At 70.5% G+C, this 12,250-nt stretch carries 13 protein-coding genes; 8 read left to right on the top strand and 5 right to left on the bottom strand.

Features of this window, described 5'->3' with window-relative positions; all coding sequences use genetic code 11:
• Positions 1–27: 27 nt before the first annotated feature.
• The gene (gene mug / locus LXT23_RS45820; RefSeq protein ID WP_253986921.1) at positions 28–531 is read left to right on the top strand and encodes a G/U mismatch-specific DNA glycosylase; all 504 of its coding nucleotides are present in this window, start codon (positions 28–30) and stop codon (positions 529–531) included.
• 21 nt (positions 532–552) lie between these two features.
• Here the strand turns inward: mug and LXT23_RS45815 are convergent, their stop codons facing one another.
• Entirely contained in the window at positions 553–1,386 is an 834-nt protein-coding gene (locus tag LXT23_RS45815; protein WP_253986850.1) for a 3'(2'),5'-bisphosphate nucleotidase CysQ family protein, read from the bottom strand.
• Positions 1,387–1,574: 188 nt separating this feature from the next.
• On the opposite strand from LXT23_RS45815, the gene LXT23_RS45810 reads away from it, so the two are divergent.
• Entirely contained in the window at positions 1,575–2,072 is a 498-nt protein-coding gene (locus LXT23_RS45810) for a GNAT family N-acetyltransferase (RefSeq protein WP_253986849.1), read from the top strand.
• A 67-nt stretch (positions 2,073–2,139) separates the two neighbouring features.
• On the opposite strand, the gene LXT23_RS45805 is transcribed toward LXT23_RS45810, so the two are convergent.
• Positions 2,140–3,309 (bottom strand): hypothetical protein, encoded by a 1,170-nt coding sequence (locus LXT23_RS45805; RefSeq protein ID WP_253986848.1) that lies wholly within the window; start codon positions 3,307–3,309, stop codon positions 2,140–2,142.
• Between the two features lie 188 nt (positions 3,310–3,497).
• Here LXT23_RS45805 and LXT23_RS45800 point away from each other — a divergent pair, with 188 nt between their 5' ends.
• Both LXT23_RS45800 and LXT23_RS45795 read left to right on the top strand, forming a co-directional pair.
• Positions 3,498–3,716: a hypothetical protein gene (locus LXT23_RS45800; RefSeq protein WP_253986847.1), complete on the top strand. Its 219-nt coding sequence runs from the start codon at positions 3,498–3,500 to the stop codon at positions 3,714–3,716.
• 9 nt (positions 3,717–3,725) lie between these two features.
• A complete protein-coding gene (locus tag LXT23_RS45795; protein ID WP_253986846.1) occupies positions 3,726–3,896 on the top strand; it encodes a hypothetical protein in 171 nt (56 codons plus the stop codon).
• A gap of 468 nt (positions 3,897–4,364) precedes the next feature.
• Here the strand turns inward: LXT23_RS45795 and LXT23_RS45790 are convergent, their stop codons facing one another.
• A complete protein-coding gene (locus LXT23_RS45790; protein WP_253986845.1) occupies positions 4,365–6,053 on the bottom strand; it encodes a glutamine--tRNA ligase/YqeY domain fusion protein in 1,689 nt (562 codons plus the stop codon).
• 167 nt (positions 6,054–6,220) lie between these two features.
• On the bottom strand, positions 6,221–7,378 hold the full coding sequence (locus LXT23_RS45785) for a glycosyltransferase (RefSeq protein ID WP_253986844.1): 1,158 nt from the start codon (positions 7,376–7,378) through the stop codon (positions 6,221–6,223).
• Positions 7,379–7,521: 143 nt separating this feature from the next.
• Here LXT23_RS45785 and LXT23_RS45780 point away from each other — a divergent pair, with 143 nt between their 5' ends.
• Positions 7,522–8,442: an alpha/beta hydrolase gene (locus tag LXT23_RS45780; protein WP_253986843.1), complete on the top strand. Its 921-nt coding sequence runs from the start codon at positions 7,522–7,524 to the stop codon at positions 8,440–8,442.
• A 61-nt stretch (positions 8,443–8,503) separates the two neighbouring features.
• On the opposite strand, the gene LXT23_RS45775 is transcribed toward LXT23_RS45780, so the two are convergent.
• On the bottom strand, positions 8,504–9,262 hold the full coding sequence (locus LXT23_RS45775; protein WP_253986842.1) for an arginyltransferase: 759 nt from the start codon (positions 9,260–9,262) through the stop codon (positions 8,504–8,506).
• 199 nt (positions 9,263–9,461) lie between these two features.
• Here LXT23_RS45775 and LXT23_RS45770 point away from each other — a divergent pair, with 199 nt between their 5' ends.
• From LXT23_RS45770 to LXT23_RS45760, 3 genes are all read left to right on the top strand, one after another.
• A complete protein-coding gene (locus LXT23_RS45770) occupies positions 9,462–9,713 on the top strand; it encodes a hypothetical protein (RefSeq protein WP_253986841.1) in 252 nt (83 codons plus the stop codon).
• A 214-nt stretch (positions 9,714–9,927) separates the two neighbouring features.
• Entirely contained in the window at positions 9,928–10,779 is an 852-nt protein-coding gene (locus tag LXT23_RS45765; RefSeq protein ID WP_253986840.1) for a glycosyltransferase family 2 protein, read from the top strand.
• Positions 10,776–12,233, top strand: coding sequence for a type III PLP-dependent enzyme domain-containing protein (locus LXT23_RS45760; protein WP_253986839.1), 1,458 nt, complete (start codon positions 10,776–10,778; stop codon positions 12,231–12,233). Before LXT23_RS45765 ends, LXT23_RS45760 begins: the two co-directional genes overlap by 4 nt.
• The last annotated feature ends 17 nt before the right edge of the window (positions 12,234–12,250 follow it).

Raw genomic sequence — 12,250 nt, 5'->3', positions numbered from 1 at the left:
GAGCTGGCCGCCGCCACGGGCCGCACCATGCCGGACCTCATCGCGCCACGGCTGCGCGTCCTCTTCTGCGGCATCAACCCCAGCCTCTATTCGGTGGTGGTGGGCTTCCACTTCGCGAGGCCGGGCAACCGCTTCTGGCCCACGCTGCACGCCGCCAGAATCACCCCGCGCCAGCTCCTCCCCTCGGAGCAGGGAGAGCTGCTCGCCCTGGGCTACGGCATCACCAACGTGGCGGACCGCGCCACGGCCACCGCGGACATGCTGGATGACTCGGAGCTGGCCGAGGGCGGCAAGTCCCTGGAGGCGAAGGTGCGGCGCTACCGGCCGCGCTTCCTCGCGGTGCTGGGCGTGGGCGCGTACCGGACCGCCTTCGAGCGGCCCAGGGCCCAGCCCGGACTCCAGCCGGAGACGCTGGGCATGACGCGGCTGTGGGTGCTGCCCAACCCGAGCGGGCTCAACGCGCACTACCAGCTGGACGACCTGGCGCGCCTGTTCGGCGAGCTGCGCCATGCGGTGGAGACCGGGCCGTGAGCGCGGGCGCGGCCCCTTGCACTACTTGATGATGCCGGCCTCGCGAGCGAAGCGGGCCACCACCGGCTGCACCTGCGAGAAGGCGGCGGCGTTGCAGGCCAGCAGGCCGCGGTGGTTCTGCAGCTCCGAGCCGTCGTACGAATACGGGGTGCCGCCCAGGTCCGTGAGGATGCCGCCCGCGGCGCGCAGCAGCGCCTCCGGCGCGCAGTTGTCCCAGCGGTAGCTCTTGTTGCTGGTGTGGATGTAGAGGTCGGCGGTGGCCTCGGCCAGCAGGCCGCACTTGAGGCCCACCGAGCCGGACTCCTTCTCGCGGGTGATGCCCAGCCGCTGCGCCACCGCGCTCGTCAGCCGGGAGCGATGCGAGCGCGACACCACCAGCCGCAGCGCCGCCGGCTCCGCCACGTCCGAGACACGCAGGGCCCTTCGCTCACCTGCCTCTTCCAGGAAGGCCCCCTGCCCCACCACGCCCGAGTACAGCTTGTCCCCCACCGGCCGGTAGACGACGCCCAGCCGGGCCTCCCCGCCGATGGCCAGCCCCACGTGGATGGCGAACTCGCCGTTGCGGTTGACGAACTCCTGGGTGCCGTCCATCGGGTCCACGTACCAGCAGCGCTCGAAGCGCTTGCCCGCGGCGCTGTTGTCGGACTCCTCGGCCACCACGCCGTCACCGGGAAAGGCCTTGCGCAGCTCACCGACGATGAACGCGTTGGCGCGCTGGTCCGCCTCCGTGACGGGGCCCATGCCACCAGCCTTGTCCTGGACGGCGAAGTTCGTGGCGTAGACCGCCAGGAGGATGTCCGCCGCCTGGCGGGCGATGCGTCGCGCGGTGTCGAGCTCGGCGTCGAGTGGACTCATGAGGTGGAAACAGTCTGCCCCGGCAGGTGCCTGCCCGGGGGTGAAAAGGGTCCGCGAGTTGGCGGGTCGCCACCCTGGGACTGTTGGACAGGTTGCGCGGCAAGCCTCGCGAGTGATGGCGGAAACGGAGTGCCCGTCCGCCCGAGCAGGGCACTGCTACGCTCCCGCGCCTTGCAAGGAGCCGTTCGATGCCCGTCACCCTCCGCCCCGCGAAGCCCTCGGACGCGCCTGCCTTGGGCCGCATGGGCGCGGCGCTGGCCCGCCAGCACCACGACTTCGACCCCCAGCGCTTCATGCTCCCGGACGACGTGGAGTCCGGCTACCGCTGGTGGCTGGGCAAGGAGGCGCAGAACAAGAAGGCCGTCGTCATCGTCGCCGAGCTCGACGGCGAGGTCGTCGGCTATGCCTACGGCCGCATCGAGGAGGTGGACTGGAACATGCTTTTGGACCGCTGCGGCGGCTTCCACGACATCTGGGTCGACGAGAAGGTCCGCCGCGTTGGCGTGGGCGTGCTGCTCGCGGAGGAGCTGATGAAGCGCCTCACCGCCCTGGGCGTGCCCCGCGTGGTGCTGCACACCGCCGCGAGGAACGAGGCCGCCCAACGCATGTTCGCGAAGCTCGGCTGGCGCCCCACCATGGTGGAGATGACGCGCGAAGCCCCCGCCGACGCCAGCAAGTCCTCATAGTACCCGTGCGGCACCCGCTCCTTCTGGAACGCAGCCACCTGGAGCGCCTCGCAGCGAAGCCAACACCTCAGAGCCGCCCGTGCGGCACCCGCCCCTGCTGGAACGCGTCCACCTGGAGGAAGGTGAAGGGCTGGTCATACAGGAGCCGGTCCTGCTGCCGCGTGCGGAACAGGTCCACGATGAGGTTCATCCGGTCGCTCAGGCTTCCCCAGTCGCGCGCCGCGCTGCCCGCCGTGTCGTCCGGCGTGCGGTCCAGCTCCGCCATGAGGGCCACCAGCTCCGGGTGCTTCAGCTTCAGCAACAGCGGAGGGAAGTCCCGCTCCGACGTGAGCGCGGGAATGTCCTCGCCCAACCGCAACGTCACGTCCGGCAGCTCCATCCGCATCAGCGTGCGGGTGGCCAGCTCGCGCCAGATGCGCTCCAGCCGGGTGGCCAGCGGAGAGAAGGCGCCACGCAGGCCCCACTCGGGCGTGTCCCGCACGCGCCGGTTCGGGTCCGCGCGGGCAAACTCCACCAGGTTGTCCAGGAACAGCTCCCGCAGGGGTGCATTCAGCGCGGCGGAGACCGGGCCCTGCAGCCGCGTCTGCTCGTGGTAGCCCACCAGCGAGTTGGCCAGGAACATCAGCTCCGCCCGGGCCTTCCGCTCCTCGGTGAAGATGGCCTCGAAGTACGCCCGCACCGCGCGGATGAGCAGGTCCTGCCCGCCCTCCTCCACCGGGCCGGGGGCCAGCCGTGACAGCACCCGCTCCAGCCGGGACGTGTCAGGCGTGGTGAGGCCGGAGAACTGCTCCAGCAGGTCCGTGTAGAGCGGGGCCAGCTCCTGGAAGACGATGAAGTTGCCGCGCGAGGTGTGGCGGGCGACCTCGTCGGTGATGCCCTCCAGCGTGCGCGCCAGCACGAACTGGACGCCCACCGAGGCGCCCCACGCGCCGAGCAGCCGGTCCTGCAGCTCGGCGATGCTGCGAGTCACCGCGTCCGCGCGCTCCAGCAGCTCGCCCAGCAGGCTCGGCAGCACGTCCTTGCGGATGAAGGCGCCCGCCGTCTTGGACGCCCACGTCGCGAAGCCGCACCAGTTGACGTCCTCCTCGCCGAGCACGTCGGTGAGGGCCACCTTCAGCACGTGGTACGTCTGGGTGATGTGGAGGTTGCGGAGGACGGGGTCCTCCATGCGGATGATGGCGTCCACCTGCGCCTGGGTGGGCGGCGGCCACAAGCGAGGGAGCGTGCCGCAGGCCATGACGCGTACGCCTCCTGGGAAGGCCGGGGCGGGATGTCCCCGACCTGACAGGAGGAGTGGGTCGTCCGCCGGTGTGATTCAACCGCCCGGCGCCACGTGCCTGGCCGGGTGTCTCCTTCCCAGGTCCGGGGCGGACGACAGACGGAGCGCATGTGCAAGCGGGCCAGGGCGGGGGCTATGCTTCCAGCATGGTGCCCCTGACCGACCGAGCCGGACTGTCTCCCGCGCAGCGCGCCTCGCTGGAGCGGGAGCTCGCGCCCCTCGGCATGCTCCAGGACGTGGTGCGCTGGGGCTTCGCGCACACGCCGCCCCGCGACGTGGCGGAGGTGGTGGTCCAGGACGAGTTCACCCATGACGTGGTGGTGCCCTGGGAAGACGGGCGATACCTCGTCTTCGACACCACCTGACTGGGCGGGGTGAACGCGGTCTCCGTGTGGGACCACCAACCCAAAGCCGATGAAATCCTGGATGCCCGGCTCGCCGCGGGGTGGACGCCCACCCCTACGAGCACCGTCGATGGGGACGTCATCCTCGGCCATGCCGCGTGCCGGGTGACACCCACGCAGTCCCGGCAGGGCGGCGGCTAGGACACACGTTCGTGCCCCAACCCTGGCCGGGACTCCCGGTGCTGCTTCCACTCAAGTGGAAGCAAGAACCTGAGAATTTGAGTGCTGCTCCCACTTGAGTGGGAGTGAGGGCCTGGGGCGTCGTGCCCTCGCCCACGCCCACCCGAGTTGAAACAAGAGGTTGAAGAGTCGCGACCGGCGCTGCTTCCACTCAAGTGGAAGCAAGAGGCAGGGGCGGCCCGGACCTGCCCGGGGTGCTGGTTCCACTCAAGTGGAACCAGGGAGCCCGCGGCACCGACCTGCCTCACTCCCACTCAAGTGGGAGCAGACCACCCTGGTTCCACTCGAGTGGAACCAGAATGCCTGCGGCACCGGAGCGCTTTGCTCCCACTCAAGTGGGAGCAGACTGCCTTGGTTCCACTTGAGTGGAACCAGGACGCCTGCGGCACCGACGCGCCCTGCTCCCACTCAAGTGGGAGCAGCGGGGCCCTACTTCCCCTTCGCCTGCTCCTTCGTCCACGAATCCTTCAACGTCACGGTACGGTTGAAGACGGGCTTGCCGGGCTGGGAGTCCTTCGGGTCCACGTAGAAGTAGCCCTGGCGCTCGAACTGGAAGCGCGACTCCGCGGGGGCGTCGGCCAGCATCGGCTCCACGCGCGCGTCGCGGAGGACCTGGAGGCTGCTCGGGTTGAGGAAGGTGGTGAACTCCTTCGACTCATCCGCGTCCGGGTTCTCCACGGAGAAGAGCCTGTCATACAGGCGCACCTCGGCGGTGGGCGCATTGCCCGGCACCCAGTGCAGCGTGCCCTTCACCTTGCGGCCATCCGGCGCGTTGCCACCCCGGGTCGCCGGGTCATACGAGCAGCGCAGCTCCACCACGTTGCCCGAGGCGTCCTTGATGACCTTCTCGCACTTGATGAAGTACGCCGAGCGCAGGCGCACCTCCTTGCCCGGCGCCAGCCGGAAGAAGCCCTTCGGCGGGTCCTCCGCGAAGTCGTCCGCCTCGATGTAGAGCTCGCGCATGAAGGGCACCTGGCGCGTCCCCATCTCCGGCTTCTGCGGATGGTTCTGCACCTCCAGCTGCTCCACCTGGCCTTCCGGGTAGTTCTCCAGCACCACCTTCAGCGGGCGGAGCACGCCCATGGCGCGCGGCGCCGTCTCGTTGAGGTCCTCGCGGATGCACAGCTCCAGCACGCCCATGTCGATGAGCTGCTGCGTCTTGCTCACGCCCACGCGCGTCGCGAAGTCGCGCAGCGACGCCGGGGTGAAGCCGCGCCGGCGCAGGCCGGAGATGGTCATCATGCGCGGGTCGTCCCAGCCGGACACCAGCCCCTCATTCACCAGCTTGAGCAGCTTGCGCTTGCTCATCACCGTGTAGTTGAGGTTGAGCCGGGAGAACTCGTACTGGTACGGCCGGTCGCCCTTGATGAGGTTGTCGACAATCCAGTCGTACAGCACGCGCCGGTTCTCGAACTCCAGCGTGCAGACGGAGTGGGTGATTCCCTCAATCGCGTCCGACAGGCAGTGCGCGAAGTCGTAGAGCGGGTAGATGGGCCACGCGTCGCCGGTGCGGTGGTGGTGCGCGTGGCGGATGCGGTAGATGGGCGGGTCCCTGAGCACCGGGTTGGGCGACGTCATGTCGATTTTCGCCCGGAGGGTGTGCTTGCCGTCGGGGAACTCGCCCATGCGCATCCGGTTGAAGAGGTCCAGGTTCTCTTCCACGGAGCGGCTGCGGTACGGGCTGTCGCGGCCCGGCGTGGTGAAGTCGCCGCGGTACTCGCGAATCTCGTCCGCCGTCAGGCTGCACACGTACGCCTTGCCCTGCTTGATGAGCTCCACGGCGAAGTCGTAGAGCTTCGGGAAGTAGTCGGACGCGAAGAACTTGCGGTCCTCCCACTCGAAGCCCAGCCACTTCACGTCCCGCTGGATGGACTCGACATAGTCGGTGTCCTCGGTGACGGGGTTGGTGTCGTCGAAGCGCAGGTTGCACTTGCCCCCGAACTGCTGCGCCAGCCCGAAGTTCAGGCAGATGGACTTGGCGTGGCCGATGTGGAGGTAGCCGTTGGGCTCGGGCGGGAAGCGGGTGTGCACGCGGCCCGCGTGCTTTCCCGTGCGCCGGTCTTCCTCGATGATCTCCTGGAGGAAGTTCAGGCCCTGCGTCTCGTTCGTCGTCGTCATGATGGAGGCGAATCCTGTTGAAGCCGCCCGGGGCGGGCAAGGGATTCCTTGCCTCAACCACCGTCCCGGGAGAGGCACCCGAGGAAGGGGCCTCGGGAAACAACACCTCTGGAGGGCCTTCTACATCCCCCCGCCCGGGAAGTGGGGGCCCGAGTGGCCGCCCCCCCTCAGAGCGTCGACAGCAGGGACTCCCAGGCCCCCAGGGCCCTGTCGGCGGACAGCTCGTCCGCGCGGCGCCGGGCCCGGGTGGACAAGTCCCTGCGCCAGGGCTCCTCGCGGACCACCCGCCCCAGCGCCTCCGCCAGGGCCTGGGGGTCCTCCATGGGCACCAGGACGCCATGCTTCCCGTGCTCCAGCACCTCCCCGGGGCCCGAGGGGCAGTCGGTGCTGACGACGGGGCAGCCCAGCGCGAGCGCCTCCAGCAGCACCATGGGCAGCCCCTCGAAGCGCGAGGACATGGCGAACACGGCCGCCCGCTGCATCAGCGCGTGGGGGTTGGGGGTGAACCCCGGCATGAAGACGGAGTCCTCCACGCCCAGCGACTTCACCAGCGCCTTCAGCTCGCCCTCGAGCGAGCCCTCACCCAGGATGAGCAGGTGGTGGTCGCTGCCGGCCGCGCGCATCAGGGCATGGCTCCGGATGAGCACGTCGAAGGCCTTCTGGTGCTCCAGCCGGCCCACGGCGATGACCACCGGCTTGCGGTAGATGGGCTCCGCCCAGTCGGGGAGCGGCTGCTCGCCGGCGGCGCGGACCTTGTCGCCGTCCACGAAGTTGGGGATGACCTGGAGCTTGTCCGGCTTGATTCGCACCAGCTCCTGGAAGGCCTTCGCCGAGTCGTGGCCGCACGCGACGATGCGGCGCATGCTCGGGTAGAGGAAGCGCAGGCCCCAGAGCTGGCGCCGGGGCTGCTCGCGGCGGAAGGCGCCCCAGTCGAAGTGGATCATCCCCACCACGGGCTTGCCGAGCAGCCGGCCGGCCAGGCAGGCGAGCAGCGCGGCCCGGCCCTCCTGCCCCGCGACGATGACGTCCGCCTCGCGCGCCTCCTGGATGAGCCGCCAGAGGAACCGCGGCAGCATCTTCCGGTTGTAGACGAAGGCATCCGTTCCCCAGACCACCTCGGTGTCCCGGGGGATGCGGTCCTGCTGGCTCTTGGGGTGCGGCCGGTGGTGGAAGAACATCTTGGTGGCGAAGCGCCGGGTATCCAGCCCCGCCAGCACATTGCACACCGAGCGTTCGATGCCTCCCGAGCCCAGAAACACCAGCGTGAACAGCACGCGCTTCCTGGCGGGGGGTTCGGTCGCTTCACGCTGTCGCGGCACGAGCATCAGCCCCACTCCCAGGAGGCAGCGGCACCGTAGCCCAGGCAATGGGGAGCGCCAAGACAACCCCTAGCGCCCGACCTCTCGTGAAGCAACCGACTTGGGGTGGAGTCACCTCCACGTGGGTCGGCTACGCTTCCCTGGTCCCCGTGATTCCCACCTCCTCCGTCAAAACGCGCTTCCGTCGCTTCCTTGCCATCCTTGTCGGGGCCCTGTTGCTCGTGGTGCTCGCGGCCGGTGGCTACCGGGTGGTCAGCGGCTACCGCATCGGCCAGGGCCTGCTGCACCCGCCCCAGGTGCGGGCGGAGCGCCCTGCGGCCACGGGCGAGCTGGCGGGCCTGGAGGACGTCGCCTTCACCACCGCGGACGGGCTGACGCTGCGCGGCTGGTACGTGCCGTCTCGCAACCGGGCCGCGGTGGTGCTGGTGCATGGCTTCGCGGGCAATCGCGCGCAGCTGCTCTTCGAGGCGCGCGCGCTGGCCGGCGCGGGCTTCGGCGTGCTGGTGTTCGACTCGCGAGCGCACGGCGAGAGCGACGGTGACCGCGTGACATGGGGCGACGGTGAGCGGCGCGACGTGACGGCGGCGCTGGACTTCGTCTCCGCGCGCCCGGACGTGGACCCGGCGAGGCTGGGGCTGTTCGGCTTCTCCATGGGGGGCACCACCGCGCTGCTGGTGGCCAGCGCGGACCCACGCGTGAAGGCGGTGGCGGCGGCGGGGGCCTATCCCGCGCTCGAGGCGGACGTGTACTCGGGCTATGGGCGCTGGGGAGCGCTGAGCGCGGAGCCCGTGCTGTGGACGCTGCGCCGCGCGGGCGTGGACGTGGACGCGGTGCGCCCCATCGACGGGATGTGCCGGCTGCAGGGGCGGCCGCTGCTGCTCATCAACGGCGACGTGGACCCGGACGCGCCGGCGAAGCTGCAGGCCAGCCTCTTCCGCTCGGCCTGCGAGCCCAAGGCGCTGTGGGTGGTTGAGGGCGCGGGGCATGGCGAGTACGCGAAGGTGGCACCCGAGGAGTATGCGCGCCGGCTGCGTGAGCACTTCAGCCAGGCGCTTCTCCGTGTGGACTGACCCGCCTGGACCCACTCGCCCTTCGAGGCCCGAGGGGCGCTCGCGCCGGACGCGGTAACGCTCAGGGCTCGCCGGACTCGGAAGGCGCGGGCACCCACCGGGGAGGAGCATCCAGCGCGGGGCGCTCCTCCAGCAGCTCATGCGGACGGAAGCCGCCCTTGTAGCGGAGCGACGCGCACGCGAGCACGCGGTAGCCCAGGTACACGTGGGGGATGCCGCGCGCCTTCGCCAGCTCCACCTGGAACACGACGTTGGCGGTGCCGAGCGACAGGTCCGCGTAGGCCGGGTCATAGAAGAAGTACACCGCGCTCCACGCCCGCGGCGTCTCGTCGCAGATGCCCACGCCCACCAGCCGGGGCCCGCCCTCGGCGGCGTCGTCGTACCAGGCCACCTCGCGCGCGGACGGGTGCGGAAAGGAGAACTGGAGCGAGTACTCGCGCACGGTGATGGGTGACGGCCCCCACTCGCGGGACACCTCCCGCTCCGCATGCCACGCCCGGTACAGCGCCAGCCGCGTCGCGTCCACGCGGGGCGTCCCCACCTCCACGCGCAGGTGCGCGCACGCGGCGCGGGCCCGGCGCTGGCTCCGGTTGGGGCGGAAGCCGTCCACGGGGAGGCGCAGCGACACGCACGCGTTGCAGTCGGCACAGGCGGGCCGGAAGTACACCGGCCCGAAGCGGCGCCACCCCCGCACCAGCAGGTGCTCGTACTCCTCCGCGGTGACGTCCTGCATCACCAGGTTCTCCAGGGACGCCTGCCGCTCCGGCAGATAGCTGCAGGGCCGGGGTTCCTCGATGTCGTGTGCCAGGAGCAGGGCCATGTGCACCTTCGTTCCTGTCCGCCGGCACGTTCCGCGTCAAGTCGGACATGGCTGCCCGGGTGCTGCGCGTCCGGGAGGCCTCGCGCGGCCCGGGGACCACGCCCAGGCCCCGCTGATCGGGGTATTGGACCGGAGGTCGGGCTGGCACGCCAACTGCAAAACATCTCGGAGTAGCCCCTGGGGGGGCAGGAGGATGCAGATGGCCCGTGACAGCATGCAGCCCTGGCTGGACCGCATTTCCTACGGGGAACTCGAGACGTCGGGGGCCTCTCCCCGCTCTGTGGTGGGAGGGTGGGACTGGGATGGCGGCAGCGGCTCCACCGGCTCCCGCGCGTACGGGCGCTCAGAAAACCAGGACATCCAGGCCATACCCGCCATGAATGACAAAGCGGTCAGCAGCGACTCGGATGAAGTCGTGGATGACTTCGATTCCTGGATTGCCAGCTACTGACGCCACCGGAGTCCGCGTCCCGGGGTGACGGCACCGCGTCAGCCCCGGACGCGTGCAGAACCTGCGCGAAACCCCGCGCGCGGACGCAGGATTCGCAGAGGCCGGCAGCCGGCAGGCAGGCGCGCGGGCGCCGCCCCGGAGCATGCAGGCACGCGGGTTCCACGACAGGGAACGCGGCTTCTCAGCCCCGGGCGCCACCGCGTATAAGTCCGGCATGTCCGTGATTGATGTCTCGGTGGTGATGCCCACCCACAAGCGAGAGAAGGAAGTGCTGGAGGCCATCCGCTCGGTGCTCCAGCAGCAGGGGGTGAGCGTCGAGGTCCTCGTCCTGGATGACACGCCCGAGGGCACGGCACGCGCGGCGGTGGAGGGGCTGGGGGACGCGCGGGTGCGCTACCTGGTGAACGACCCGCCCTCGAAGGGCCGCCCGGCGGTGGTGCGCAACCACGGGGCCACACTGGCCCGGGGCCGCTACCTGCACTTCCTGGACGACGACGACATGCTGGCCGAGGGCGCGCTGCACGCCATGGTGAGCGCGCTGGACGCGCGGCCCGACGCGGGCGTCGCGGTGGGCTGGGTGGTGCCCTTCGGTGACGACGCGGACTGGCTGAAGGACAAGAGCGAGTACTTCCAGTGGGCGGCCAAGGTGGGCGCCACCACGCCCAACAGCGCGTGGACGGTGGCGCACATCCTCTTCCGCGGCACGCTGTATGTGAACTCCGCGTGCATGGTGCGCCGCGAGCACTTCGCGCCGCTGGGCGGCTTCGACGCCACCATCCCCGTCTACGAGGACGTGGACTTCTACCTGCGCGCCATCCGCGCGTACGGCCACGTGTACGTGGACCGCCCCATCCTCCACTACCGCACGGGCCGGCCCTCGCTGATGCACAACCTGGGCAAGGACGGCACGCTGGTGATGCAGTCCAACGAGATGATTCACGGCAAGTACCGGAAGACGAACGGCATGCTGGAGTACCGCGCCCTGCAGCTGCTGATGCGCGCGCTCCCGTTCGACGTCGCCAAGAAGCTGCCGCTGCGGCTGCCGAAGCAGGGGCGCGCGTCGTGAGCCTCAAGAGCCGCCTCGTCGGCACCGCCAAGCGGCAGGTGAAGGAGACGCTGCGCCCGGTGCTCCAGAAGGCCATGGCGCCCGCCCGCACCTCCGTGCCCGCGTCGCACTGGAGGCTGGAGGAGAAGCCCGGCCAGGGCCTGTGCCTGGAGGGCGTGCCCCTCAAGGAGCTGGTGGCGCGGTGGGGCTCGCCACTGCACGTGGTGCACCTGGCGGCGCTGCGCCGCAACGCGGAGGCCTTCCTCGCGGTGCCGCCGGGCCGGACGGGCGGCTGCGAGGTGTACTACTCGTACAAGACGAACCCGGTGCCCGGCGTGCTGTCCTTCCTGCACGGCCTGGGCGTGGGCGCGGAGGTCATCTCCGCCTATGAGCTGTGGCTGGCGCTGAAGCTGGGCGTGGCCCCCGAGCGCATCGTCTACAACGGCCCGGTGAAGTCGGAAGCCTCCGTGCGCGAGTCCATCTCCCGCGGAATCCAGCTGCTGGCCGCCAACCACGCGGAGGAGCTGGCCGTCTTCGCGCGCCTGGCCGCGGAGCTGGACCGCCGCCCGCGCGTGGCCGTGCGGGTGACGGCGAACAGCGGCTGGACGGCGCAGTTCGGCACCCCCATCGCCGGGGGCGCGGCCCTGCGGGCCTACCAGCAGGCGCGCGCGTCCAAGCACCTGGACGTGGTGGGCCTGCACGCGCACCGCGGTGAAACCATCCGCACCGAGGGAGACTTCACCGGCTTCGTGGAGTCGGTGCTCGCCTTCACGGACACGCTGCACCAGGAGCTGGGGCTGGATTTGGAGGTCCTCGACCTGGGCGGCAGCCTGTGCACGCCGACGGTGGAGCACATCGCCGAGCGTGACTGGCGGCTCAACCTCACCTTCTTCCGGGACGTGCCGGCGCCGGACCCGGCGGCCTCGCTGTCCATTGAGCGCTACGTGGCGCTCGCGGTGGAGATGGTGGAGTCGCACTACGCGCGCCGGGGCCGCCAGCGCCCGCGCATCTTCCTGGAGCCGGGCCGCGCCATGACGGGCGACACGCAGCTCTTGCTGGGCCGCGTGCACGCGCTCAAGGCGGGGGAAGACAGGACGTGGGCGGTGCTGGACGCCGGCATCAACCATGCCGAGTGCGTGCGCAACGAGTACCACCAGCTCTTCCACGTGGACCGGCCGGACGCGCCGGCCTCGCGCGTGTACACGGTGGTGGGCCCCATCTGCACGCCGGGCGACACGCTCTACAACGCGAAGCGGCTGCCGGACCTCGCCGTCGGCGACACGCTGGCCATCATGGACGCGGGCGCGTACTTCGTGCCCTTCGCCACGTCCTTCTCCTATCCGCAGCCGGCCATCATCGCGCTGGACGGCGGGAAGGAGCAGCTGCTGCGCCGCGCGGAGACGTTCGACGACCTGGTGACGTTCGACGCGCCGACGGCGGGCGGTGCGGCGAATCCGAAGCCCGAGGCCGCCTGAGCGGCCTCGGGAAGCCC

The organism is Pyxidicoccus xibeiensis (assembly GCF_024198175.1).
GTDB lineage: Bacteria > Myxococcota > Myxococcia > Myxococcales > Myxococcaceae > Myxococcus > Myxococcus xibeiensis.
Note: the sequence above shows the minus strand (reverse complement) of the source record. Positions and strands in the feature narration are given on the sequence as shown.

Excerpts from the sequence above, each read along its gene's own strand:
- mug (WP_253986921.1), top strand. The coding sequence starts at position 28 with ATGCCGGACCTCATCGCGCCACGGCTGCGCGTCCTCTTCTGCGGCATC.
- LXT23_RS45815 (WP_253986850.1), bottom strand. The coding sequence starts at position 1,386 with ATGAGTCCACTCGACGCCGAGCTCGACACCGCGCGACGCATCGCCCGC.
- LXT23_RS45810 (WP_253986849.1), top strand. The coding sequence starts at position 1,575 with ATGCCCGTCACCCTCCGCCCCGCGAAGCCCTCGGACGCGCCTGCCTTG.
- LXT23_RS45805 (WP_253986848.1), bottom strand. The coding sequence starts at position 3,309 with ATGGCCTGCGGCACGCTCCCTCGCTTGTGGCCGCCGCCCACCCAGGCG.
- LXT23_RS45800 (WP_253986847.1), top strand. The coding sequence starts at position 3,498 with ATGGTGCCCCTGACCGACCGAGCCGGACTGTCTCCCGCGCAGCGCGCC.
- LXT23_RS45790 (WP_253986845.1), bottom strand. The coding sequence starts at position 6,053 with ATGACGACGACGAACGAGACGCAGGGCCTGAACTTCCTCCAGGAGATC.
- LXT23_RS45785 (WP_253986844.1), bottom strand. The coding sequence starts at position 7,378 with ATGCTCGTGCCGCGACAGCGTGAAGCGACCGAACCCCCCGCCAGGAAG.
- LXT23_RS45775 (WP_253986842.1), bottom strand. The coding sequence starts at position 9,262 with ATGGCCCTGCTCCTGGCACACGACATCGAGGAACCCCGGCCCTGCAGC.
- LXT23_RS45770 (WP_253986841.1), top strand. The coding sequence starts at position 9,462 with ATGGCCCGTGACAGCATGCAGCCCTGGCTGGACCGCATTTCCTACGGG.
- LXT23_RS45765 (WP_253986840.1), top strand. The coding sequence starts at position 9,928 with ATGTCCGTGATTGATGTCTCGGTGGTGATGCCCACCCACAAGCGAGAG.